Annotated in this window: 19 protein-coding genes; 6 read left to right on the top strand and 13 right to left on the bottom strand. The window is 71.1% G+C overall.

Annotation, left to right across the window (positions count from 1 at the left end; translation table 11 throughout):
- Positions 1-366 precede the first annotated feature (366 nt).
- Entirely contained in the window at positions 367-1,212 is an 846-nt protein-coding gene (locus POL72_RS07460) for a helix-turn-helix domain-containing protein (RefSeq protein WP_272094332.1), read from the top strand.
- Positions 1,213-1,356: 144 nt separating this feature from the next.
- On the opposite strand, the gene POL72_RS07455 is transcribed toward POL72_RS07460, so the two are convergent.
- Both POL72_RS07455 and POL72_RS07450 read right to left on the bottom strand, forming a co-directional pair.
- Positions 1,357-1,728 (bottom strand): hypothetical protein, encoded by a 372-nt coding sequence (locus POL72_RS07455; protein ID WP_272094331.1) that lies wholly within the window; start codon positions 1,726-1,728, stop codon positions 1,357-1,359.
- 108 nt (positions 1,729-1,836) lie between these two features.
- Positions 1,837-2,811 (bottom strand): aldo/keto reductase, encoded by a 975-nt coding sequence (locus POL72_RS07450; protein WP_272094330.1) that lies wholly within the window; start codon positions 2,809-2,811, stop codon positions 1,837-1,839.
- A gap of 56 nt (positions 2,812-2,867) precedes the next feature.
- On the opposite strand from POL72_RS07450, the gene POL72_RS07445 reads away from it, so the two are divergent.
- The gene (locus POL72_RS07445; protein ID WP_272094329.1) at positions 2,868-3,461 is read left to right on the top strand and encodes a TetR/AcrR family transcriptional regulator; all 594 of its coding nucleotides are present in this window, start codon (positions 2,868-2,870) and stop codon (positions 3,459-3,461) included.
- On the opposite strand, the gene POL72_RS07440 is transcribed toward POL72_RS07445, so the two are convergent.
- The 5 genes from POL72_RS07440 to POL72_RS07420 all read right to left on the bottom strand — a co-directional run bounded on the left by POL72_RS07440 (position 3,433) and on the right by POL72_RS07420 (position 10,257).
- A complete protein-coding gene (locus tag POL72_RS07440; RefSeq protein ID WP_272094328.1) occupies positions 3,433-3,924 on the bottom strand; it encodes a hypothetical protein in 492 nt (163 codons plus the stop codon). The genes POL72_RS07445 and POL72_RS07440 overlap by 29 nt on opposite strands.
- A 238-nt stretch (positions 3,925-4,162) precedes the next feature.
- Complete coding sequence (locus POL72_RS07435) at positions 4,163-4,510, bottom strand: tetratricopeptide repeat protein (protein WP_272094327.1); 348 nt, start codon at positions 4,508-4,510, stop codon at positions 4,163-4,165.
- A gap of 97 nt (positions 4,511-4,607) precedes the next feature.
- On the bottom strand, positions 4,608-7,193 hold the full coding sequence (locus POL72_RS51155; RefSeq protein WP_272094326.1) for a helicase HerA-like domain-containing protein: 2,586 nt from the start codon (positions 7,191-7,193) through the stop codon (positions 4,608-4,610).
- Between the two features lie 5 nt (positions 7,194-7,198).
- Positions 7,199-9,394 (bottom strand): P-loop NTPase family protein, encoded by a 2,196-nt coding sequence (locus POL72_RS07425; protein ID WP_272094325.1) that lies wholly within the window; start codon positions 9,392-9,394, stop codon positions 7,199-7,201.
- Positions 9,391-10,257, bottom strand: a complete 867-nt coding sequence (locus POL72_RS07420) for a hypothetical protein (RefSeq protein ID WP_272094324.1) — start codon at positions 10,255-10,257, stop codon at positions 9,391-9,393. Before POL72_RS07420 ends, POL72_RS07425 begins: the two co-directional genes overlap by 4 nt.
- Before the next feature lie 22 nt (positions 10,258-10,279).
- On the opposite strand from POL72_RS07420, the gene POL72_RS07415 reads away from it, so the two are divergent.
- On the top strand, positions 10,280-10,549 hold the full coding sequence (locus POL72_RS07415; protein WP_272094323.1) for a hypothetical protein: 270 nt from the start codon (positions 10,280-10,282) through the stop codon (positions 10,547-10,549).
- A 91-nt stretch (positions 10,550-10,640) separates the two neighbouring features.
- Complete coding sequence (locus POL72_RS07410) at positions 10,641-12,191, top strand: outer membrane protein assembly factor BamB family protein (protein ID WP_272094322.1); 1,551 nt, start codon at positions 10,641-10,643, stop codon at positions 12,189-12,191.
- Between the two features lie 110 nt (positions 12,192-12,301).
- Here the strand turns inward: POL72_RS07410 and xseB are convergent, their stop codons facing one another.
- The 5 genes from xseB to POL72_RS07385 form a co-directional block, all read right to left on the bottom strand.
- Positions 12,302-12,616: an exodeoxyribonuclease VII small subunit gene (xseB, locus tag POL72_RS07405; RefSeq protein ID WP_272094321.1), complete on the bottom strand. Its 315-nt coding sequence runs from the start codon at positions 12,614-12,616 to the stop codon at positions 12,302-12,304.
- Between the two features lie 4 nt (positions 12,617-12,620).
- Entirely contained in the window at positions 12,621-14,264 is a 1,644-nt protein-coding gene (xseA, locus tag POL72_RS07400) for an exodeoxyribonuclease VII large subunit (RefSeq protein WP_272094320.1), read from the bottom strand.
- A 215-nt stretch (positions 14,265-14,479) separates the two neighbouring features.
- Positions 14,480-15,103 (bottom strand): glutathione S-transferase family protein, encoded by a 624-nt coding sequence (locus tag POL72_RS07395; RefSeq protein WP_272094319.1) that lies wholly within the window; start codon positions 15,101-15,103, stop codon positions 14,480-14,482.
- Positions 15,104-15,308: 205 nt separating this feature from the next.
- Positions 15,309-16,610, bottom strand: a complete 1,302-nt coding sequence (locus tag POL72_RS07390; RefSeq protein ID WP_272094318.1) for an MATE family efflux transporter — start codon at positions 16,608-16,610, stop codon at positions 15,309-15,311.
- Positions 16,611-16,679: 69 nt separating this feature from the next.
- Positions 16,680-17,657 carry a phosphotransferase family protein gene (locus tag POL72_RS07385; protein WP_272094317.1) on the bottom strand — a complete coding sequence of 326 codons (978 nt, stop codon included), beginning with the start codon at positions 17,655-17,657 and terminating at the stop codon, positions 16,680-16,682.
- Positions 17,658-18,494: 837 nt separating this feature from the next.
- On the opposite strand from POL72_RS07385, the gene POL72_RS07380 reads away from it, so the two are divergent.
- Complete coding sequence (locus tag POL72_RS07380) at positions 18,495-19,547, top strand: ATP-grasp domain-containing protein (RefSeq protein WP_272094316.1); 1,053 nt, start codon at positions 18,495-18,497, stop codon at positions 19,545-19,547.
- A 99-nt stretch (positions 19,548-19,646) separates the two neighbouring features.
- On the opposite strand, the gene msrB is transcribed toward POL72_RS07380, so the two are convergent.
- Positions 19,647-20,108, bottom strand: coding sequence for a peptide-methionine (R)-S-oxide reductase MsrB (gene msrB, locus POL72_RS07375; protein ID WP_276596392.1), 462 nt, complete (start codon positions 20,106-20,108; stop codon positions 19,647-19,649).
- Between the two features lie 437 nt (positions 20,109-20,545).
- Between msrB and POL72_RS07370 the strand changes: the two genes are divergently transcribed.
- The gene (locus tag POL72_RS07370) at positions 20,546-24,775 is read left to right on the top strand and encodes an nSTAND1 domain-containing NTPase (protein WP_272094315.1); all 4,230 of its coding nucleotides are present in this window, start codon (positions 20,546-20,548) and stop codon (positions 24,773-24,775) included.
- Positions 24,776-24,790 lie beyond the last annotated feature (15 nt).

The raw sequence follows: 24,790 nt of genomic DNA, 5'->3' as shown, positions 1-24,790 counted from the left end.
AACTGACAGGGGAGCATCGCCCGGCACGATCCCGATGTCGTGAACGCGCCGGTCGAGAGACGCGCGCCCATACCGGGCGCGCAGCCATCATGTTCGATCTAGATCACGGTGAATTCGGGCGTCCGCGCGAGGTCGCGGCGCGCCGCGATAAGGACCCCCGGGTGACCTCGCAGTTTTCAGAACAAACGACCGGTCCCCAGCTGTCAAGTGAGCTCAGCCGTACGTGATCCATTCGCCATGGTGTGTGCTCGTAGGGTTCAGTGTGACACCGCATTGCCTGCCGGATCGAGGGAGCCGCGAGAGGTTGGCCAGGCCGGTCGTCCATGATCGTGCCCGAACAACGTGTGTTACCCTGGGGTGGTGGACATGGAGTCGCAGCTTACAATTGACGCCCTCGAGACCGGCGTGATCCACGTACGTGCCTGTCGCGCGCCGGAGATCCGCCCGATGCAGCGCGCCGCCGTGCACACCTATTCGGTCCTCGCCTTTCACCTCGGCGGCCGCGTGCGCGTGGAGCACCGCGGCGAGCTGGAGCTGACGGCGGGCCAGGTCCACCTCGTCCCTGCCGGTGATGCCCACCGGTGGCTCACGGCGAGCAAGGCGGATCTCCGCGGCGTGGCCTTCTGTCGCTCGTGCCTCCCCCAGGATCGTTTTCAGGAGCTGCTCGCCCCGCTCGATCGCGTCCGGCGCGGGGCTTTCCCGGTCGTCGAGCTGCCGACCAGCAGGCAGCCCCACGTGCTCGGCCTGCTTGAGGAGCTCGAGCGCGAGCTGTCGCGATCCTCGGGCGTGCTGCCCGTCGTGGCCGAGAGCCTCCTCGGGCTCCTGCTCGCCGAGATCGTGCGCGCCGCCCCGCGCGACGCGGCTCTCCCAGCGGCCCCGTCGATCGTCGCCGAGGCGCTCGCCGTGATCGAGGCGCGCTGTCTGGGACCGCTGACCCTCGGTGAGGTCGCCCGCGCGGTGCGCCGATCTCCCGCGTACATCACGACCGCGGTGAAGCGGTCGACGGGGCGCTCCGTGGTGGCGTGGATCCTCGAAGGCCGCCTCGCCGAGGCGCGGCGTCGCCTGCGCGACACGGACGAGCTCGTCGAGATCATCGCCGAGCGGGTCGGCTATGCCGACGCCAGCCAGTTCAGCCGCCTCTTCCGCCGCCGGCACGGCGTGGCCCCGGCCGCGTGGCGCGCCCGCGAGCGCGCGCTGCCTCGCCCTGGGTGATCGTCCGGCAGGCCTGTCACGCCGAGCGCGATTTCCGGTCGATTCGAGCGCCGGGAGCCCTGGGGTGCGGTGCGCTTCTGACGCGATCGTCCTCGATCGGCTTCACCTGGACCGCCACGGCGCGCTGGCGCGCCGCGCGCGCCGTCACCCCGGTCCCCGCAGCGCCTCGACCAGGGCCTCGACCAGCGCGCGCACGGGGAGCGAGGGCGACCGCTCGCCGAGCAGCTCGAGCACGTCCTCGTCGTCCTCGCCGCACGAGAGCTGTACGGCCGCGACCACGGCCCCATCGCGCTCGACCGCCAGGTCGAAGATGCCTTCCTCGTCGCTCACCGGCGCGCCGAGCAGCGCCGACAGCCGGCTGCCCAGGAGCTCGGCCAGCGGCTCGTCACCGTCGAGGCTCGCCTCGCCGGGCTCGATGGTGGCCTGGACCGCGCGCGTCGGCGCGCCGCTCACCTCGGCGCCCTCGCGATCGAGCCGGAAACGAAAGCCACGCGCCTCGAAGAACCCCGTTGTCACGCGCGCGATCAAGGCACGCCGCGGGCGCGCCGGCAAGCAGGGCGGGTGATCCACGCCCATGGCGGTTGGCGGGCGGTGACGGGAGCGTGTGGTCGCGACCCGGGTCGCTCAGCGCGCCGCGTACGTCATGACGAACGAGGGATACCGATCGCCGACGATCGCGCCCGGCGCGAACGCGGCGTCGAGCTGCGCGAGCTCGTCCGGGGAGACGCGCACGTCGAGCGCCGAGAGGTTCTCGTCGAGCCGCGCGCGCCGGCGGACGCCGACGAGCGGCACGATGTCGTCGCCGCGCGCGCGCAGCCACGCGATGGCCAGCTGGGCTGGCGTGCAGCGCTTCCGGGCGGCCAGCTCGACGAGCGGGCGAGCCGTGCGGACATTCTGCTCCAGCGCGTGTCCTTCCATCCGCGGCGCCACGAAGTGCGCGCCAGGGCTCGGCGCCGTCGCGCCGCTGAGCAGCCCGTCGGCGAGCACGCGGTAGGCGACGACGCCGATCCCGAGCTCGCGCGCGGTCGGCAAGATCTCCGCTTCGATGAAGCGGCACGCGAGCGAGTACTCGATCTCGAGCGCGGCGATGGGGTGCACGGCGTGCGCGCGGCGCAGGAGCTCCGCGCCGACCTCGGACACGCCCACGTGACGGACCTTGCCCTCGCGCACGAGGTCGGCGATGGCGCCGATCGTCTCCTCGAAGGGCACGTCGGGATCGGGTCGCCCGGGCTGGTAGAGGTCGATCTCGTCGACGCCGAGGCGCTGGAGCGAGTAGGCCGCGAACGTCTTCACCGTGGCCGGGCGGCCGTCCATCCCAAGGAACTTCCCGCCCGGGGTGCGCAGCATGCCGAACTTCACGCTCACGAAGGCCCGGTCGCGCCGGCCTTCGATGGCGCGTCCGATGAGCGCCTCGTTATGCCCCATGCCGTAGAAATCGGCGGTGTCGAGGAGGTTCATCCCGGCGTCGAGCGCCGCCTGGATCGTGGCGATGCTCTCGGCGTCGCTGTCGGCGCCGCGGCCGGGCGACATCCCGCCGCAGCCGAGGCCCAGCGCGCCGACGAGCGGGCCGTTCTTGCCGAGATGCGTGCGCGGTATCATGGGCATCGTTCGACCCCCTCAATGTTAGAGCGAACGCTCTATCAATGAATCGCCGCATGCGCACTGTCAACCCCGACCAGCACGAGAAGAAGCGTCGCGAGCTCCTCGGCGCCGCCCTGCGCCGCTTCGCCGCCGAGGGGGTGCAGGCCTCCATCGCGAGCATCTGCGCCGAGGCGGGCGTCAGCCCCGGGCACCTCTACCACTACTTCCCGAGCAAGGAGGCTATCCTCGAGGGCATCTTCCAGCTCGTGCTCGATGAGGCGACCGCGCACCTGTCGGGTGACGTGCAGGACGCGCGCGACCTCCCCGCGCTCGTGGCCGACCTCTACGGCGGCAAGGGGCCGTCCCTCCTCTTCGATCTGCTCGCCGAGTCGCAGCGCAACGCCGCGATCGCGGATCGGCTCCGGCGCCACAGCGCCGAGATGAAGCAGCTCCTCGCGAGCGCGATCGCGCGCGGACAGGCCGCCGGCCTCGTCGACGACACATTGCCGGCGGCGGCCCTCGCGACGATGCTGCTCGCCGTGCTGGATGGCAGCAAGGCGATCCGGCTGCGCGATCCAGCCGTCGACGGCGGCCACGCGCGCGAGATGCTGCTCGCGCTCGTGTCGCGCGTGCTCAACTTCACCAGACCGGCTTTCCCGTCCGTCTGAGCGACTGGAGGAAGCGCAGCCGATCGGCCTCGGGCGGCAGCGGATCCGAGCCCTGGGCCTCGACGATGAGGAAGCAGGTCATGTCCTCGAAATCCACCGTCCGCTGATGTGCCGCCGGCGGCGTCCCCTTCACCTCCAACCTGTCACTGCCGGGCGCGCGCGCCTCCGGCCCGAGCTTTCCATCTCGCCGCGCCATGCAGCTCGCGCTGAAGGCGAGCAGTCCAGGCGTCTTTCCGCCGACCGTGTGCGTGCGCAGCTCGACATCGTCGGTCGCCCGGGCGCGCGTTCGAAAGTCGTTGAACGGGAGCGGCAACTCCACGGAGAAGGCGCCTTCCGTCGATCGCGCGAGGTGCCAGCCATCTCCGAGCGGCTCGGTGGCCTGGACTCTGTGCATCGTCATGAAGACGCCTGCGCCGATCTCACGCTCCTCGCCCGGGCCGATGCCCGCCAGTCGTTCGGCCACCTCGTTCTTCGAAGGCGCGGCCTGCCCAGCGACCGGAGGAGCATGCGATTTCGCCGGTGCGATCGTGCCGCTGGCGGGGGCCGTCGCGCTCGCGGTTGAAATCTCGCTCGATTGTGTGGGCGCTCTTTGACACCCGGTGAGGGCCGCGAGCAGTATCAGAGGAAACTGCCTCCTTCTTTCGAGCGCGATCTTCATGGCAGCTCCTCGTGTCGCGGGCTCTCTGGGGATGTCACGATCTCTAGACGTCCGGCCGATGCTCGAGGCCGAGCTCGGCCGCGAGCCGGTAGAAGTGCTCCGCCTCCTCCCGGTTGCCAAGCAGCTCATGGGAGCGGCCGAGGTTCACATACAACGAAGGGTAGAAGCTCCGGACACGTTCATCGTCGACTCTCCTTGCGCGAACGAGCGCCTCTCGATTCCACGACATCGCCTCCTCTGGCGTGTCCTGAAACCGTGCGACGTAGTGCGCCGCCACGCAGGCGTCGTAGTCGTCCTTGCAGATGGCCCACGCCTGACGATAGAGCTCCCGGGCATCCTCTTTCCTGCCTTCGAACTCCGCCCGGGTGCCCTCCGCACAGAGTCGAATCACGGGATTGTCCAGATCCATGCACCACCGTCGTTCCTCCCTCGATCCCGGGGAGTACGTCGCTGGTGAGGAGGCGTCGACCCCGCCCGCGCTCGCCGCCTCACCCGCCCGTGCCACGGAGCCCCGCCTCGGTGACGGCCCGCTCCACGCGGTCGGGCGACCACGCGCCGGCGTGGCGCGTGAAGAGCGTTCGCCCCTTGAACGCGCGGCCCGCGAGCTCCGCCGGCATGTCGGGCCAGCGCGCGACGAAGCTCCCCTTCGGCGCCCCCTTGCGCGCGGCGACCCACGGAGGGGCCCCGCCCTCGATCGTGAACCAGTCGATCACGCGCTCCACGTCCTGGGCCGCCTCGAGCCGCCCGATGAGCTTCGTGCTCGTGTTGCCGAACACGTTGTAATCCACCGATCGAGGGCTCTGGGTGCAGAGCAAGCAGCCCACGCCGTACTTCCGGCCCTGGGTGAAGAGCCGGATGAGCGGCTGCTTGGCGGGCGGCTTGCTGCCGCCGGCAGGGATCCAGTCGCGCGCCTCGTCGATGTAGAAGAGCAGGTTCACGCCGCCGGAGGTCGCGTCCACGGTCGTGATCATCCAGCGGTACAGCTCGGTCGCGAGGGCGGCGAGGAAGAAATGCTTCTCGTCGTCGTTGCTGAGCGCGTTCAGGTAAACGACGTTGAGCGGGACGCGCCCGGGCTTCGAGGGCCGGAGCAGCTCGGTGAAGTCGAGGCGCGTTCCGCCCGAGAAGAGCCGCGCCGACGGGCCTTGAACGAACGTGTTGAGCTTGCGCGCGAGCCGCTCGCGCTCGGACTTGCGGATCAGGCTGTCGACATCGTCGATGCCCAGGTCCTCGGGCGCGGTGACGGCGGCCACGATGTCCCGCAGCCGGACCGGCGCCGCGCGCGGCAGGTGCCGCAGCACCTGGTAGAGGAACGTGCGCTGCGACTCCTCCTCGCCGCCGCACGCACAGAGGCTGACGAGGTTGGCCGCCACCGCCACGAGCAAGCCCTCTTCCTCCTCGGCGCGGAGCGCGGGGTTCGCGATGTGCGAGAGCTCGCCCGCGCTCGGGAGCCGCAGGGGGTCGAGGCAGAGCCGCAGGCCGTGCGAGGACCCGGGCGTGAGGATGCGCGGCTCCATGCGCTCCCTCAGCTCCTCCCAGGCGCGGCGCAGCTCCGGCGGCACGTCGGACGGCGGGCGCGCCTCCATCATCTGGACGAGATCGCCCTGGGGGTCGATCGCGACGACGGGGACACCGGCGCGCAGCGCCTCCTCGGCGATGACCTTGGCCATCCACGTCTTGCCGCTCCCGGCCGCGCCGACGACCGAGACGTGCGTCCGGAGCACCGAAGGGTCCACGCAGACGGGCGCGCCGCCGTCGTCGAAGCCGAGGAGCATGCCGGTGACGTTCGCAGTGCGGGCCTCCGGCGGCCTCGCTCCCGCGTCGAGCGCCGCGGGGGTCGAGCGCTCACCGCCTGGCGGCGCCTCCGGCGGCTTGACGCTGGTACCGCCCGGCGGCGCGTCCGCCGGCCTGGCGCTGGTACCGCCCGGCGGCGCGTCCGCCGGCCTGGCGCTGGTACCGCCCGGCGGCGCCTCCGCGGGCGCCTTTCGCCCACGGCCCCGCGCCGGCGCCGGCGCCGGCGCCGGCTTCGGGCGCTCGACGGCCGGCTTCACGACCGCCAGCGCCTCGTCGAGCTCGGGATCGTCCTCCACCATCGGCTCGTCCGCCGCCGGCGCGCTGGCGGCGGCGGGCTCTCTCCCCTCCGGCGCTCCGCCGCCGCGCGTGGCCTCGAGCGCCGTCCAGCGCCTGTCCCACGCGCCCACGTCCTTGTGGCCGAGCTGCGCGACGCAGGCCCCGGAGCGCTCGTGCTTGCAGCCGCCGCAGTACGCGCGGTCGCCCGGCGGCGGGAGCCCGCCCGCGCCCACCGCGTGGTCGGACCAGGCCACCATGCTGGCGATGAGCTCGTAGACCTTGCCGCGCTTCGCCTCGATCTCCTCCCAGCGCGCCTCCCGGACGCTGCGGGTGGGGTGCAGGTAGAACACCGCCACGTCCGGCCGCGTGCCGTGCTGGTGGTGGTGCATCAGCGCGTACGTGAAGACCTGGAAGAGATCGCTGTTCGGGGAGGTCGCGGGCGTGAGCTTGTAGTCCACGATGCGGTGCTTCCCGAGCCGCGGATCGAAGTACACGTAGTCGATCGCCCCGGTCACGTGGACGTGGACGTCCTCCCCCACGTGGAACGTCACGTCGACCCGCTTGCGCGAGTCCCCGAAGAGCTGCGCCCGGAGCTCCGCCGCGGGCAGGCCCGCCGCCCTCGCGTGCGCCGCGAGCCGCGCGAGCTCCTCCATGTAGAGCTGCACCGCCGAGATGAAGCCCAGCCGCAGCGGCACCGGGCGCGCCGCGAGCGCGTCGAGGTTCAGGCAGGAGGCGTTGAACCAGCGCATCAGCGCCTGCTGGAGGCCCGGGGCGTCGCCGGCGGCCTCCAGCGCCGCCAGCACCTCGTCCGAGCTCGCCGCGGCGGCGTTGAAGCGCTCCACCGCGGTGTGGAACAGCGCGCCGCAGCCGGGCGCCTCGCCGCCCTTGCGCCAGATGCGGCTCACGACCGTCCGCCCGTCCTGCCGCTCGGCCGTGGCGCGCGCGTCGAACCAGTGGAGCCTCGGGCACGTCGCCGCGACGCGGAGCTGGGTCACGTTGACGTGCACGAGCCTCACTTCTTGCCCCGCAGCTGGACGAAGAGGTCGTCGTCGGTCGCGGTCGCGTGGACGTGGCCCTCGTCGTGGAGCGCCTGCGCCGTCTTCTTGATGTGCGACCACACCTCCGGGAAGCGCTTCTCCTGCAGCTTCTTCCGGCTCGCGAAGATCTGCGCGAGCTCCTTCGCCATCAGGCCGAGGCGCCACGACAGCTCGGCCATGATGTGCTCCCGCGTCTGCTGCGGATCCCACGCCGGGGGCGGCGTCGAGTCCCCGCCGCCCTTCACGATCTCCTCGGTGAGCAGCTCGCGCAGCAGCGGGTGCGCGAGCAGGAGGCTCTGGCGCTCGAAGGACGCCAGCACCTCGGCCTCGGTCACCTTGCGGTACTGCCCGCGCGGGTGCTCGATCTCGAGGTCGTGGCTCCTCGCGGCGCCGAGGAGCCCCACGAGCGAGTCGAGCTCCGCGTGCCCGGCGAAGTCGAGGTGGAGGTGGAGGAAGCGCTGGCGGCCCAGCTTGCAGAGCGCGTCGTACGCGGCCTTGCCGGCGCCGCCGAGCCGCAGCGGCCGGCGCTCCTCGTCGGTGACGAGGATGCGCTTGTCCGTGTGCTTCGTGTCCTCGACCATGCGCTGGAGCGGCAGCCGCGCGCCGTGCCCGCTCGGCGCGCAGAGGAACGTCACGCCGGTGGTCACGATGACGCCGTCCGCGCGCTTCTCCTTGGCCACGAGGTGGTGCGCGGGGGCGGCCTTGCCGCGCCTCTTCGCGGTCGCGTGCTCGACGCTCAGGAGCGTCGAGGCGCCCTTTCCGGCGCACCTGGCGAGCAGGTGGTGCGTCAGGCTCGCGAGGTTGTCCTCGTCGGGCGGCAGCGACGCCTGCTGAAGCCGGCGGCGGGTCGTGCCCTCGACGAGCTTCTTCTTCACCTCGGCGTCGATGACGTCCTCGAGCCTCCCGTCCGGCTCCTTCGGCTCGCGCTCGGGGCCAGGCCACTCCTTGAGCCAGCGCTTGCCGCCGACGGCCGCGAGCCGATCCTGCTGCGCCTCCCAGCGGTCGCGCGCCCAGAGGATCGCGTCCCGCGGCCGGAGCTCCTGCACGCCGTCGAGGCGCCGCTCGAGCCACGCGCTGCCGAGCGGGAAGAGCCGATCGCGCTTGCGCGCGGCCATGAGCTCCTCGATCTCCTTCTCGTCGAAGCCGGAGAGCGCGGCGTCGAGCCGCCCCTCGAGGATGGCGCGGGCCTCCTCCGGCGAGATCATGTGCAGCTCGAGGATCCGCTCGGCGATGCGGTCCCACGCGGCCGCCGGGATCACCTCGCCGGTGCGCAGGGAGAGCATCGACTGCTTCACGCCGGAGACGATCACGACGAGGTGCTTCGCGCGGTCGAGCAGCGCGTGCGCGTAGGACATCAGGGCGCGCACGGCGTCGGCGTCGAGGTTGTCGATCTGGTCGAGGCAGAGCACGAGCGGGAGCTCGGCGAGGGCGCACAGGTGCGAGAGGACGTGGAGGACGCGCTCCACCGCGGCGTCGTCCGCGAGGGCGAGGCCGTCCTCCCCGGCCGCCTGGTCGAGCAGGCGCGCCTCGTCGGGCCCGAGGGTCTCGCCGGAGAGCCACAGCACCGCCGCCTGGGCGCGCTTCTCGGCGCCGGCGTCGCCGAGGCTCGCGTGCGAGGTCCCGGTGAGGAACGCGTTGAGCACGGGGATGACCGCGTTCTGCGGGTCGATCTTGGCGCCGAGGCGGGCCAGCGCCTCCTTGCGCGCGTCGATCTCCCTGGGCCCCGTCATCATCTTGCGGCCCTTGAGCGCGCCCGTCCGGATGACGGCGCGGTTGAGGACCGTGTACAGGCGCGACTGCGTGTAGTCGCTGCCGCGGTGCCCCGCGAGATCGCTGACGGTCGCGCTGAGCACGTACCGGAGCATCCGCTCGGGCGAGGCGAGGATGTTGTGCAGGTAGACGACCGTCGCCCTGTCTTCCCCGGCCCACTGGAACAGCCGCGCGAGCAGGTGGCTCTTGCCGACGCCGGGCGCGCCGATGAGCAGCGCGCCGATGCTGATCGGCTCCTTCGCGGCGTCCTGCACGACGCGCACGAGCTTGGTGAAGGCGTTCTTGTGGATCGACTCGACCGTGGCCTCGCCGCCCCCGACGTCGGTGATGCGGTGGCTGCGGAACGGGTTGGTGCCCCGGACCGCCGCCAGGAAGCGCTCGAACGTCGGCTCCTCGCTCATGCGTCGTCCCTCCGCGCCACGTAGACGAACAGGTTCCCGCCCTCCACGATGCCGGCGTCGCGCTCCGCCTCGGCCATCTGGTGGTGGCGCCCGTCGGACGGGTCGAGCGAGTAGCGCCGCTGCCGCCGGAGCGCGCCGAGCTCCTTGTCGAAGGTGTCGCGCGGGATGTCCGGCAGCGCGGCGCGGAGCGCGTGGAGGGTGACGTAGTTGAGGCGGCCGGACGCGCGGTCGAGCGAGGAGAAGGCGGCGTCGAAGCGATCGGCGAAGGAGATGGCCGGCGCGCCGGGGCCGCTCTGGGCCGAGCTGCCGGCGCTGCTGGGGGCCGAGCTGCCGTGGCCGTCGGCCGTGGGGCGGTCAGCGCCGTCGGTCGCGATCGCGGCGGGCCGCGCCGGCGCGCCGGCGGCCGGGAGGACGGCGTCTGCGAGGAAGAAGAACAGCGGCTTCTTCCCGAGCAAAGCGCCGATGGTGCGGGGGAGCCGGCGCTCGGTGATGCGCTGAGCGAGCGCTGCCTTGAACGCGCGGCCCAGGGGAGTCACGAGGCCCTTGGGGAGCTGCGCCAGGTCGACCGCGGGAGCGTCGGCCGTCCGCGCCGACTGGAGCTGCACCTCCAGGAGCCGATCGGACTGCGCGATCGCCTCCAGGTCCTCCGCGAGCAGCACCAGCGTGGCGCTGGGGGCTGGCTTCTTCTTGCCTCCCGCGGCGCGGGAGAGCAGCACGCGCGCCTTCGCCTCCTTGGTCGTCAGCGCCTTGCTCGTCACCGCGAGCGTGTCACCGGTCAGCTCCGTCAGCCGCTCGAGCGTCGGCGGGTACGACGCGCCGCCGAGCTGCTTCTGGGACTCCAGGACGCCGAGGAGCCTCGGCACCGGCGAGGGCGGCGGCTCCTTCTTGCGCGCCGCGCCCTTCTGCCTCGCGGGAGCCTTCGGCGCGGCGGCCTTCCGCGGCGCGGCGGCCTTCTTCGGCTCCTCGGCGCTGCTCTTCCTCGCTGCAGTGGTCTTCGTGGTCGTCGCCCGCGAGCGCGGACTCGATGCGCTGTTCCGGTTCGTGGCCCACCTCCCGAGTGGCCGAGATTACCCCGGTATCCAGCCATGGGAAGGGGCTCCGCGCCGCCGCGCCGCCTTTCTCTATCCGATTGACGCCCAGCTCGATTCCGCGTGACCTAGACTCGGGGCCTCGTGCTGCGGAGGCGACGGAACTGGCGCGTCGCGCGGCCGATCGCCGCTCACCTCGATGCCCCGGGAGGAGCACCATGAAGCGTATCTTCTGGGTCCGGTCCGCGATCGGGGCCGCCGTATGTCTTGCCTTCCTCAGTGTCGTCCTGGGGAGCACGGCCATGGGCACGGGCGCCGGGCGCTGGACCGTCTATGGCTACGATCTCGCCAACACCCACTACGCGCGCGACGAGCACGACATCGGGCCATCGAACGTCGCATCGCTCGCCGTGAAGTGGGCCTTCACCACGACCGGCATCGTCCCCGCGACGCCGGCCGTCGAGCACGGCGCGGTCTACTTTCCGGACGGGGGCGGCAAGCTGTACAAGCTCGACGCCAGGACCGGGCACCCGATCTGGACGCGCACGATCGCGGGCCTCACGGGCACGGCCGGCGCCGTCTCGCGCACGACCCCCGCGCTCCACGGCCACACGCTGTTCCTCAGCACCCTCGCCGGCGCGCACATGATCGCCGTGGACACGCGCACCGGGGCGCTCTTGTGGAAGAGGCAGCTCGACACGCACCCCGCGGCGATCATCACGCAGTCTCCCGTCGTGCATGGCGGCCGCGTGTACGTGGGTGTCTCCTCGCGCGAGGAGCTCTTCGCGGCGGACAACGCATATCCGTGTTGCAGCTTCCGCGGCAGCGTGGTCGCGCTCGACGCGGGGACCGGGGCGGTGCTCTGGAAGCGCTACACGGTGCCCGCCGGCTACACCGGCGGCGCAGTCTGGGGCGGCGCGCCCGCGCTCGACCTCAAGCGCCGCACGCTGTACGTGACCACCGGCAACAACTACACCGTTCCGCCGTCCGTCTCCGCGTGCGTGGAGGCCGCCGGAGACGACACCGTCGCCGCCGAGGCCTGCCTTGCGTCGGACGACTATATCGACGCCGTCCTCGCGCTCGACCTCCGCACCGGGGCGCTGAAGTGGGCGCGGCGGCTCCAGGGCTTCGACGCCTGGACGGGAGCCTGCTACTTCGGCGGCAACTGGTGCCCCGATCCGGCGGGCCCGGATTACGACTTCGGCACGGGCGCCACGCTCTTCACGGCCGGCGCGGGGGCGGAGCGCCGCGATCTGGTCGGCGCCGGCCAGAAGAGCGGTATCTTCTGGGCGCTCGATCGGGACGACGGGAGCGTGGTGTGGAGCACGCTGGTCGGCCCCGGCGGGGAGCTGGGCGGCATCATGTGGGGAGTCGCCGTCGACGAGAGCAGGATTTACGTGCCGATCGGCAACAACGGCCAGGTCGAGTACACGCTGCAGCCCTCCGGGGAGGTCATCAACTGGGGTTCGTGGAGCGCGCTCGACGCCGCCACGGGCGACATCCTGTGGCAGACGCCCGATCCCACGCCGGGCGCGCAGACCAGGGGGCCGCTGACGGTCGCGAACGGCGTGGTCTACGGCGGCTCGATGAGCGGCGACTTCCACGCGCTCGACGCCGAGACGGGCGACGTCCTCTGGAGCCATCCGGCCGACGGCTCCGTCAACGCCGGGCCGGCGGTGACGCGCGGTATGGTGTTCTGGGGGAGCGGCTACGAGAGCTTCGGCATCGGCACGCCGGGCAACACGCTCTTCGCGTTCGACTTGCCGTAGCGCTGCCCGCCGCCGGACGGCGGACGCCGGAGCCGGCCGTGCCGTGGTGCCAGGCGCGGGCGCCGGTGGCCGTCCGTCGGCCACGAAGCCTTTCCTCCTCCTGCGCCCGCCTACTCGTCGTCTTCGTCGTCTTCGTCGTCGTCCGCGTCCGTGGTCACCGGCGCCTCGCGCTCGAGCTGCTCTGTGATGGTCTGCACCTGGATCTCCGCGGCGTGGATCTTCTGGCGGCAGAGCGTCACCAGATCCGCGGCCTCCTTCACGAGCGCGGAGAGCGCGTCGATGTCGACCTGACCTTCCTCGATGTTCTGCAAGATCTCCTCGAGGCGCGACGACGCCTCGCCATACGAGACCTCTTTCGTGGCGCGCTGCGGGCTTGCCGTGTCCCCGTCGGACAGCTCCTTCGTCCCGCGCTTCGGCTTTGCCATGACCCTATGTCTCCTCCGATCCGTCCGAGCGAAGCCGCAGCACGCCCCGCTTCAGCTCCGCGATGAGCGTCGTCCCCTGGGGCGCGCGCGCCGCGTCGGTGAGCACCGCCCCTTCCGTCGTGCGCAGGATCGCATATCCCCGCTCCACGACGCGCCGCGGATCGAGGAGGCGCAGGCGCCGTTCGCGCGACTCGAGGCGCTCGGATTCGAGCGCGAGCCTCCGGGACGAGCGCGGCCCGAGGAGCGAGGCCATCTCGTCGACCCGATGCGAGGCGGCGTCGAGATCGCGCCTCGCCCCCTGGCGAAGCTGGCGGACCGCCTCCTGGAGCTGGCCCGCGCGGCGCGCGATGAGAAGCGACGCGGAGCGCGGGACCCGGGTCGCCCGGCGGGTGAGATCCGACGAGGCCGACCGGAGGACCCGCCGGCCCTGGTCGAGGATGCTCAGGAGCGACGACTCGACCTCATCCCTCGCCTCCGAGACGCGTTGGACGAGCATCGCGGCCGCGGCGGTCGGGGTCTTCTCGCGAAAACCCACGAAGTCGAGCGCGGAGATGTCTCGCTCGTGGCCGATGCCGACGACCACGGGGAGGGGGAAGGTGGCGACGGCGCGGGCGATCGGCTCCGAGTCGAACCAGGCGAGATCGGTGCGCGAGCCGCCGCCGCGGCATATCAGCAGCACGTCGAGCTCCGCGGCGCGCGCCCGGAAGTAGTCGAGGGCGTTCAGGACCGACGGCTCCGTCTGCCGCCCCTGGACGCGGACCCCGTGCGCCACGACGCGGAACGCGAAGCCTGACTCCCTGAAGGTGCCGAGCACGTCGTTGTAGGCGTCCGAGCCCAGGCTGGTCACGAGGCCCACGCGGAGGGGCAGGGCGGGGAAGGGCAGGGAGCGGTTCCGATCGAGCAGCCCTTCCTCGGCGAGCCGGCGCACGATCTCCTCTCTCCGCCGGGCGGCCTCGCCGAGCGTGTAGCCCACGTCGAGGTCCTCGATCAGGAACCGATACGAGCCCCAGGGGACGTAGAGCTCCACGCGCCCGCGCACGCGGATCTGGATCTCGTCCTCGATCTGGAACGGGTCGCCCGCCGCGGCGAGGCGCCGTTCGATCTCGGCGCGCGCGCTCTCGAAGAGGGTCGCCTTGACCTGGGCGATCTCCTTTCCGTTGGCGTCGCGCTCGACGAGCTCGAAGCCGACGATGCTCTTGTGGGCGGCCCGGTTGTACCCGCAGACCTCGCCCACCAGCCAGATCGAGGCTGGAAACGCCGCCTCGAGCGCGGCGCGGACCTGCCCGTTGAGCTTCGAGACGGTGAAGTCGGACGCGGCCATAGCTGGCCTCGGCCGAGCGTCCCCGTCGCGCGGCTCATCGGCTCGGGCCGGCTCCACGGTGGCGATCGGCGTGACGCCCCCTTCGTCGAGGGCGAGGGCCCCGCCGCGTTCCCGGTAGAGGCGCTGCGTCACCTCGCAGAAGCCGAACCCTTCGGCGTGCAGCACCTCCACCACCGCGACCACGTGTGTCTCCGGGACGCGCCAGGTCTTCTGTTCGGGATTCCAGCGCCGGGACGGGAGCGACTTCACGACGTCCACCAGCCTGCGATCGAAGGCGAAGTGGATCTGGAGGGTCCCGGTCCCGTCGCTGCTGACGCGGCGGCTCATCGCGCCACTCTATCATCGCGGGTCGCGCACGGGCATCGCGGGGGAGCTCCCGGCCGACCTGCCGGGGCGCGCGGCTGCGCCGCGCGGTGGCCGAGCGTGCGCTGCGTGGCGGCCGGGCGCGCGCTGCGCCGCAGCCCGCGCCATGGCCCCGCGCCGTGGCGACGACGAGCGGGCTCTCGGACTGGAGGACGAGAGCTCCTCCAGCGACCTGCCCCTCACGCCTTGAGGCTGGCGAACGCCTGGGCGATGCGCGGGGCCGCGTGCGGGCGGGCGTACATCCGATCCATGTAGGCCCGGAGCTGCGGGAAGCCGTCCAGGAGGTGGATCTCGTTGGCCCAGTCGAGGGTGTAGGCCATCACGAGATCGGCGACGGTCACGCTGTCGCCGACGACGAACTGCCGCTGATCCATGTGCTTCTCCAGCACGTCGGCCATGGCCTTGAAGTCCTCGCAGGCGACGGGGATGTCGCCAGGCTGGCGTTTGTCCTCCGGATACAGAAACTTGTTACGCGCGATGCGCCACAGCGGCTGCTCCAGCTCGGTCGCCGCGAACAGCAGCCATTGGTTGACCTTGGCCCGCTCCCTCGGGTCCGTGGGGAGCAGGCCCTTCTCGGGGTACTTCTCGGCCAGGTAAAGCACGATGGCAACGGACTCGGTGAGCACGAGGTCGCCGTCGACGAGCACGGGGAGCTTGCCGGCAGGGTTGAGCTTGAGGAACTCGGGGCGGCGATTCTCGCCGGCCCGGAGGTTGACCTGGACGGTCTCGAAGTCCACGCCCAGCTCCTGGAGCGCCCAGCGCACACGGATCGAGCGGGTAGGAGCGAACTCATAGAGCTTCATCGATGCCTCCCTCCTCAGCCGCGCGCCGCGGCTGGTTCGTTGCTTCTGTTTACTTACGTCCGGACCTGCTGTGTTTTTGAATGAACGGTGTCGGCCAGCAGGCGAATGGCCGAGTGTATAGCCGCACCTTGCGACGAGTGTCAACGGACACATTCGCGGTGCGCAGACGGACTCTGCGCCGCATTTCGGTGGCCTGGAGCCAGGCTCAGCCGGCGTCAGGCGCTCTTGCCATGCCATGCCCAGAACCAGCGTGGCTATTCTTCAGAAAGAGGAAGGAGACGATGCAAAGAATCAGCTCCGAGATCGCCTCGGAGGCCCAGATACCGGTCAGGGAGAACAGGCGGGAGGCCAGCAGCAGCACCGGCAGCTTGACCAGGAGGATGCCCCCGAGGGTGAGCAGCAGCGCCTCCTTGGCCCGGCCGACCGACTGGAACGAGGCCGCCGTGACCATGGCCACGCCGGCAAGCGGGTAGGAGAGCGCCAGCAGCCGCAACGCGGTCTGCCCTTCGGCGATGATCGCGCTCTCCCTGGACAGCAGGGCGATCAGCGCAGCCGGCATCACCAGGCAGACGCCGCAGACGAGCGATCCATAGGCGACCGCGGCGCCAAGGGAGAGCCGGATGGCCTCCCGTACCCGCTCGAGCTTCTTCTGGCCGAAGTTGTACCCCACCAGCGGCTGCATCCCCTGGACGATGCCGGTCAGCGGCGCGATCAGCCCGGAGTAGAGCCGGCCGACGATCGCGAACACGCTCAGGGCGCTGTCGCCGCCGATCAGCCTGAGCAGGTTGTTGGTGATGATGGCGATCAGGCCGACGCTGGCGCTCTTGATGAGCGAGGGGGACCCGATCGTCACCACCTCGATGATGATGGGCAAGTCCGGCTTGAAATAAGACGCCTTGATGCGATAGGAGCGGTTCCTCCTGAAAAAGAAGAAGTGGACACCCATCCCAGCCGAGGTCGCCTGGCAACAGACCGTCGCCAGGGCAGCGCCCGAGACGCCCATCTGCAAGACGATGATGAAGAGCCAGCACAGGGCGATGTTGACGCAGATGGGGATGATCCACTGGGCGGTCGAGTACCTGGCGTTGCCGTCCGCCCTGACGATGGCCGAGTAGCCGGTGCCGGCGATGGCGCCGAGGAAGATGATCCGCCCGTACTCGATGGCATAGGGCGCGATGCTGTCGGTGGCCCCGAGCAGATGGACGATCGGCTCGATGAAGACCGAGCCCAGGACCGTGATGGTGATCGCCGCCGTCCAGAAGATCAGGAAGGTGTTTGCCACCGTCCGGGAGGCCTTCTCCATGTCCTGCTCGCCGAGCGCCCTCGAGACCACCGAGGCGCCGCCGGCCCCGACGGTCGTGGCGACGGCGCCGAGGGCGATCAGGACCGGCGAGATGATCGAGGCCGCGGCGGCGGCCAGCGAGTTGACGCCCACGGAGAGAAAGTAGATGTCCGTGAGGCTGTAGATGGCATAGACCAGCAGCGAGAGCGTTGTCTGGGAAGACATCTCCAGCAGCAGCTTCCCGACCCGCTCGGTCCCCAGACTTTCAACCCTGGAGCTCTCGCCCATGAGCGTTCAGTTTGCGCTCAGCCAGGCCATGTGTTCGCCCATCCACTGCCTGGAGAGGTCGAGGACGAAGTTGGTGTCGTAGTTGCGGTAATAACACTCCGTGTTCATGACGAGGGCGAGGTGCAGCGAGTAGAGGCGGCACCTTCGCTCTTCTTCGAAGGTGAAGGAAGTCTTGCCATAGCCGCGCATGCTGCTGTTGATGCCCTCGGAGGAGAGCAGCCGGAACTGGGCCTCCATCAAGGGATCGGCCCAGAGCGCCCTCTCGAAGTCGATGATGCCGGTGACCCTGCCTTCCTTGACGAAGACATTGGGGTTCCAGACGTCCCAGTGGACGAGGCGGGGCGTGGCGACCTCCTCCAGCGCGGGGGCGTGCCTGAGGACGGCGGCGCGGATCTCGTCGTAGCCCTGGTCATACACCACGCCTTTCCGGGCGCCGTCTTCCAGCACCGACTCCATGATCTTGATGAACGCCTCTCTCCAGGTGCTCGCGCGCAGGTCCGGGTTCCCATCGTAACCAAAATAGGTGCCGGTGAAGCCGTTGATCTCCCGGACGATCTCGCCGATGTGCAGGTCGATGGACGCCTGCGTCTCGGGGGAGAGGCTCGACTTCACGTGCTCGAGGTTGCCCCCGGCGATCTTCTCCATGAAGAAGTAGTCCGAGTCGCACAGGTCGCGAGCGTCGTCGAAATGGTAGATCTGGGGCACCGGGATGGCCGGGTTTCGCCGGACCAGGCGCATGGCGGCGACCTCGGTGGTCATGATGTTCTTCTCATAGAACATGACCTCCGCATCTCTGGGCGGCGCGATCTTGAGGATGACCTCCCGGCCATCGGCGAGCCGGACGCTGTAAGCCGCATTGAACCAGCCGTCTTTCAGCTCAGCCACGGCGTCTTCGCCGCCCGCGAGCGCCATGCCGCCAAACGCTCTGGCGACCATGGCGGCGATCTGCGGGCGTGACTTCGTGTTCTTGGTCTTGCTCTCCACGGTCTTCCTTCGTCGATTGGCGGCCCTTGTGATGAGCGAAATGGCGTCCATTGTGCTGGATCCTGGGAAGCTGTCAAGTCACGACCTGGAGTCGTGCCGGGGCCCGGAGCAGGAGGGGCAGGAGGGACCAGAGGCGCCCGCGTAGCCGGCGGGGGCTCACGCAGGTTATCGTGTTATCCTGCGCCCTATGCCGACATACGCCGCCGAGGAGAGCTGGAGTCGCGGGGGGCTCACCATGCGCGTCAACGCGCCCTGCGCTCGTCGCGTCTTCTGCGGTTCGTTCCTGGTCGCGTCCGCCCTCGCGGCGGGCCATCTCCTCGCAGGCTGCGGCGGGAGCACGCCCGGACCGAGCGCGGCGATCGGAGCGGCGCCGGCGAGGCCGGCGGAGCCCCAGCTGGTAGAAGACCGGCGGACGTTCGCCGAGCGGGCGCCCGCTCGGACGGACGCGTTTGCTCGCGCAGATCGAGCCGAAGGCTCTGCCGGCTGGCGACGTCAGCGCACTGCTCGGATGGGGCGCCGGGCGGTGCGGCGTGGACATCGAGCGGAGCGTCTCGCGGGTTCAGATCGCCGTCGCCGAGCCAGCGGAGCTCCGACGGCTTCGTCCTGCGAATCAAGATCGCGACGGAGGCCGCGCGCGCCGCGGGCACGGCGCTCGCCGTGCGGCGGCACGTGATCGAGTCCTTCAAGGTGCCTTCCGGAGCATGAGCCCGACCGTGATACCGGGCGACCCGAGGCGCCGCCACGGAAACGTGCGATGCTTGAGCCGTGTCCCGCGTCGCCCTTATCTCCGACCTCAACCGTGCCTTCGATGCCCAGGCCGACCCCCGCAACGTGGCCATGATCCGGCGTCGCCATGCGTTCTGGACCCAACTTGCCCGCCTCCATGGCTGGGACCTCGCGGTCCGCGACGTGGCCCTGCTCGACGCGCCGCAGGGGGTCCGCGGCTGTGTGTCCTGGATCGATCTGCCGATGCTCCCTCGCGCCACTTACCAATCCGTCTTCGATCGGGCGGTTGCTGCCGGCGCCGCGTGCGTGCTCGACCTCCCCGAGCATGTGGAGCGGGTCCTCGGGCTCGATCGATTCTACTCGGTCCTCACGAACGCCGGTGTCCCCACGCCGCGCACGGCGTTGCTGCCCGTGGACGCCGCCGTCGCTGCCGCGATCGACTCCCCCGCGGCCGTGCGCCGCCTGTTGACCGAGGCGATCTACGGCGCCCTCTTCGATGCGGAGATTGATCCCCACGCCGGGGTCTTCGTCCGCGGCTTCTACTCGTCGGCCAAGTCCGCCAACCCCGAGCTCTACTACGGCAGCAACCAGGCGGACATCGAGGCCACGGTCTTCGAGGTGGTCCGCCGCCTGCGTGTCGCTCTCGATGTCGGTGGCCTCGCCTTGCGCGAGCACCTCGACCTCGAGCGCATCGAGCTCGCCACCCTGCCCGGCGACTGCAACCCCATACGGGTGCCCTTCGAAGTGCGGCTGACGGTGCTGGGTGGCCGCCTCCTCATGGCCAGCTACCACGGACCCTTCGAGGTCCTCATCGACGGCGCGCGCCGGCTCCTCTCCGATGAGCTCACCGCCAGGAGCGAGGTGGTGCAGAGGGCGGTTCGCGCCCTTGCCCCAGCGCTCCTCACGGCTGATCTCCCGGCGAACTACGTGGCTGACGTAGCGTTCGCTCGAGACGGCCAGCCGGTGGTTCTTGAGCTCAACCCACTCTATGCCGCGGGTTACAACGTGCCCTCCGCGCACGCCCTGCTTGTCGCTGCGCTCGGCGCCGACCTCGCGCACCGTGCCGGGTACCCAGCGTTGCCGTGGACCCAGATCCTCGACAGCGCTGCGACGCTCGCCGGCGAACGTGTCGAGCAGAGCCCGGCCGTATGGCTGCTCGGGTAGTGGCCAACCCCTCCCATCCTGTTCCGGCGTCGTCGGTGAGCGCCTCCAGCCTCACCCCGCCATGTCACGGCGTCGACGCGATGTTCGCCGTCTCGCGAGTCATTCGCTCTCGAACTCGAGGCAGGCAGAATTGATGCAGAAGCGCTCGCCCGTCGGCGCTGGCCCGTCGTCGAAGACGTGCCCCAGATGTCCATCACAGCGGGCGCAGACGACCTCCACCCGATCGAGGCCATGCTTCCGATCGGCCCGGCGCTCAATCCGCTTCTCGTCGAGCACTGCGCTGAAGCTGGGCCAGCCGGTCCCAGAGTCGAACTTCGTCTGCGACGAAAAGAGTTGGGTGCCGCAGCCGGCGCATCGATAGATGCCCGTACCGTGGTGGTTCCAGTACTGCCCCGTATGCGGACGTTCGGTGTTGCCGTAGCGGAGCATTCGGTAGCGGTGCGGCCCGAGCAGCAACAGCCACTCGGGTTCGGTCTTGGAGATCTTTCTGTCCGCCATCGCTCGATCCCGTCGTTGGGTCGTGACGTCGTGCGCGCTCGGCTCGGCGTCGGCGGCCCACATGAATTTTAAGCTATTCGCTCGCACATTGCGAGCGCAACGACGAAGCACAGAACACGCTCGTGCGGGCGCTGCGTCTCGGTACGGCACGTGTGTTCATGGTCCGCTTTAGCGATCTGGGTGGATTCGAAATGGCATCCCTCTGACTGGCGCCCAATCGAAACGGTCGTCGGCCCGATGCCCGGCCGTTGCAGGTCCGCCAGCGGGGCGTGGGTTCGGTCGACGGCCGCCGGATCGAACGTGACGGAAATGAGGGGCGAACCGCCCCCGGCCGACGCGAGCTGCCGCGGAGTCGATCCACCTGCTCGTCCACTTCACGGCGGTGGTGCCATCGCTGGATCGGCTCATCGACGATCCGGCCGCGCTCTCGGCCCGCGCGCCGGCGCGTCGTGATAACCTGCGCGGCGGGACCGATCGACCCTCAGGAGGCCCACCGCGAGATGCCGGCGCAGCTCTTCCTCGCCTTCGCGGACGAAGATCGTCCGCACCTCGACGCGCTGGTGCGCCACCTCGCCGGCCTCGAGCGCGCCGGGATCGTCGCTGGCTGGCACGAGGGCCGCATCCTCGCCGGCGCGACGGTCGGCGCCGAGGTCGAGGCGCGCATCGAGGCCGCCGACGTACTGGTGCTCCTGATCAGCGCGGACTTCCTCGCCTCCGATCGCTGCTATGCCCTGATCGAGCGCGCCCTCGCGCGTCACGACGACGGCCGGCAGCGCCTCGTGCCGGTCATCGTGCGCCCGTCTCCGTGGCAGCCCGTGCTGGGCGGCCTCCGCGTCCTGCCGCCCGACGATCGCGCCGTCACGCTGGCGCCCGATCGCGACGCCGCTTGGCTGGCGGTGGTCGACGGCCTCCGCGCCGCCGTCTCCGCTTCACGGCCGACCCTCGCGCCCGCGCTCGCCGCCTCGCCCTACCGCGGTCTCTCGGCCTTCGAGCCCGGTGACGAGGCGCTGTTCTTCGGGCGCGAGGACCTGACCCGCCGCCTGTGGCGTCGCCTCGACGCGCAGGTGCGCCGCGAGGGGGCCCTGCGCCTGTGCGCCGTCGTCGGCTCGTCGGGCTCGGGCAAGTCCTCCGTCGCCCGCGCCGGCCTGGTGCCGCTCGTCGCGCGCGAGCCGCTCGGCGATGGCCCGGCGCCCGATGTGATCCTCCTCAAGCCCGGCGAGCGGCCAACGACCGCGCTCGCCGACGCCCTGTGCACGCTCGACCCGCGCTGGCCCGCGCGCCCGGCCGCCGAGCGCATCGAGGAGGCCAGGCGTCTCCGCTCGCTGTTGCTCGACGTCGAGGGGGGCGAGCACGTGGGCCTGCGCCGCTACGCCGAGCTGCGCGACGGGCGACGTCCCCTGCTCGTGCTCGTCGACCAGTTCGAGGAGGTCTACGCCCTGTGCAACGACCCCGCGGAACAGAGCGCCTTCGTCTCGCTCCTGCTCCACGCCGCCGCCGACCGCGCGAGCGGTGTCTCCGTGGTCCTCACGCTGCGCAGCGACTTCCTCGACGCGACGCGCAGGCACCCCGCGCTCAACCGCGCCATCGCCCAGGCGCACGAGCTGGTGCCGGTCATGGCGCCCGCGGAGCTGCGCCGGGCCATCGCCGCGCCGGCGCTCGCCGCTGGCCGCCCGCTCGACGACGCCACGGTGGAGCTCTTGGCGCGCGAGGCGGACGGGCGCGAGGGCGCGCTGCCGCTGCTCGAGTTCGCGCTGACGCAGATCTGGACCGGCCTCGCCGCGGGGCAGCCAGCCGCGGCGACGCTCGAGGCGATCGGCGGCGTCGGCGGTGCGCTGGCGGGCGAGGCGGAGCGCATCTTCGGCGAGCTGGACGACGAGGGGCGCAGGATCGCGCGGCGCGCCTTCCTGGGGCTTGTCCAGCTCGGCGAGGGGACGCGTGACACGCGGCGGCGCGTGCCCGTGGCCGAGCTGACGGCGCACGGCGAGAGCGCGGACGCGGCGCTGGGCGTGCTGCGTCGCTTCGCGGGCGAGCGGGCACGCCTGGTGACGCTCTCGGACGACGTGGCGGAGGTGACGCACGAGGCGTTGCTCGATCACTGGAAGGAGCTGCGCTCGTGGCTGGAAAAGGGCCGTGATGACGTGCGCTTCCACCGCCGCGTCGGCGAGGCGGCGGCGCGCTGGGACGCGCTCGGACGCCAGGAGGGCTCGCTGTGGCGGGCGCCGGAGCTGGATCTCCTGCGCGCCTTCGCCGAGCGGGCGGGCGGCGATCTCACGGCGTTGCAGCTGGAGTTCTTCCGCGCGGCGGAGGAGCGGCAGCGCCAGGAACAGGAAGCGGCGGCGCGCCTCGCGGCCGAGGAGCGGCGGCGCCAGGTCGATGCCTCGCGGCGCGCGCGGATCCTCGCCGCGTCCTCCGCGCTCGTGACGGTGGTCTTCATGGGCCTCGCGTGGTGGGCGGTGCGCCAGCAACGAGCGGCGGAGGAGGCGAGCATGCGATACCGCGATCGCCTGGCGCGCTTCTACGAGCAGCAGGGGCGCGAGGAGTACCTGGCCGGCCGGCCGGCGCGCGCCGCCGTCTATCTCGACGCCGCGTACAAGGATCGGCCGACCGCGCCCGCGACGCGCTTCCTGCTGGCGCGCGCCCTGCCGGGGGCCCTCACGGGGCGCGAGGTGGCCCGCCTGGAAGGGCACACGGACAAGCTGTGGTCGGCGGCCTTCAGCCCGGATGGCGAGCGCGTCGCCACCGTCGGCCTCGACACGATCGCGCGCCTGTGGGACGCGAGGAGCGGCAAGGAGCTCGCTCGCCTCGAGGGCCACACCAGGCGCCTGTATTCGGTGGCCTTCAGTCCCGACGGCGCGCGCGTCCTCACCGCGAGCGACGACGGGACCGCACGTCTCTGGGACGCGAAGAGCGGCAAGGAGCTCGCGCGCCTCGAGGGCCACGCCGATGGAGAGCGGATGGTGGCATCGTTCGGCCCCGACGGCACACGCGTCGTCACGGCCAGCCATGACAAGACCGCGCGGGTGTGGGACGCGCAGAGCGGCAAGGAGCTGGCGCGCCTCGAAGGGCACACCGATCACGTGGAGGCGGCGGCGTTCAGCCCCGACGGCACACGCATCGTCACCGCGAGCTGGGACACGACCGCGCGCATCTGGGACGCGCAGAGCGGCAAGGAGCTGATACGCCTCCAAGGCCACGCTGGGCCCTTGTTCGCGGCGTCGTTCAGCCCCGATGGCACGCGCGTGCTCACCTCCGGCAAAGACGTGGCCAGCCGGCTATGGGACGCGGCGAGCGGCAAAGAGGTGTCCCAGCTCAAGAGCGATAGCGAGATGATCTGGACATCGTCCTTCAGCCCCGACGGCAAGCGCGTCGTCACCGCTGCCATCAATGGTTTCGTGCGGCTGTGGGACGTCGCGAACGGCAAGGAGCTCGCCAGCTTCTCGCACAACGGCGTCGTGTGGTGGGCGTCATTCAGCCCCGATGGCACGCGGGTCGTCACCGCCAGCCACGACAAGACCGCGAGGCTGTGGGACGCGCGCACGGGCAGGTTGTCGGCGAGCCTCGAGGGCCACACCGACGGGGTGTCGTTCGCGTCGTTCAGCCCCGACGGCACACGCGTCGTCACCGCCAGCGCCGACAAGACCGCGCGGCTCTGGGCGGTGCACGGCGAGCGCGTCCTGTCCCTGGACGGCCACCAAGGCCAGGTGTGGTCGGCTTCGTTCAGCTCCGACGGCAAGCGCGTCGTCACCGCGAGCTTCGACCAGACCGCGCGCGTCTGGGACGCGCAGAGCGGCAAGGAGATCATGCGCCTTCCAGACTGCGGCTATCCCCTCTGGTCGGCCTCGTTCAGCCCCGATGGCAAGCGCGTCGTCGTCCCCGATTCGGCGAAGACCGCGCGGGTCTGGGAGGTGGCGAGCGGCAAGGAGCTCGTCCGCCTCGCGAGCCCCGACCTCGCGCGCTCGGTGACCATCACCACCCCGGACGGCAAAACGACCGCGACCCCTGCCAACGATGGTCGCAGCGTCGTGGTGGCCTTCAGCCCGGATGGAGAGCGCGTCGTCACCGCTGGCGTGAGCGACACGGCGCAGATCTGGGACGCAGCGAGCGGCAAGGAGCTGGTCCGTCTGGAGGGCCACCAAGGTCAGGTGTGGTCGGCCTCGTTCAGCCCGGATGGCGCGCGCATCGTCACCGCCAGCGACGACAGGACGGCGCGCATCTGGGATGCAGGGAGCGGCAAGGAGCTGGTCCGGCTCGAAGGCAAGAAGGGGAGCCTGGCCAAGCTGTTCGGCGCGTCGTTCAGCCCCGACGGCGCGCGGGTCGTCACCGCCAGCTTCGACAAGACCGCGCGAATGTGGGACGCGCGGAGCGGAGAGGAGCTCCTCGTCTTCGAGGGCCACCAGGACCTCGTGTGGTCGGCAGCGTTCAGCCCCGATGGCGAGCGCGTCGTCACTGCCAGCGAGGATCGGACGGCGCGCATCTGGGACGCGCGGAGCGGCAGGGAGCTGGCGCGGCTCGAAGGTCACGGAGAGCGCATCTCCTCGGCGTCGTTCAGCCCCGATGGCGAGCGCGTCGTCACCGCCGACGATCAGACCGCGCGGATCTGGGACGTTCACCTCGAGGCTCGCCCTCCCGAGGAGATCGGCCGTCTCGTGCGCTGCTACGTCCCGCTTCGCCTCGAAGGCGAGACCATCGTCCGGGCCGCGCCGAGCGCCTCCGACTGCCCGTCGCCCTGAGCATGAGGCGAGCGG

Origin of the sequence: Sorangium aterium (assembly GCF_028368935.1) — a bacterium.
Lineage (GTDB): Bacteria > Myxococcota_A > Polyangia > Polyangiales > Polyangiaceae > Sorangium > Sorangium atrum.
Note: the sequence above shows the minus strand (reverse complement) of the source record. Positions and strands in the feature narration are given on the sequence as shown.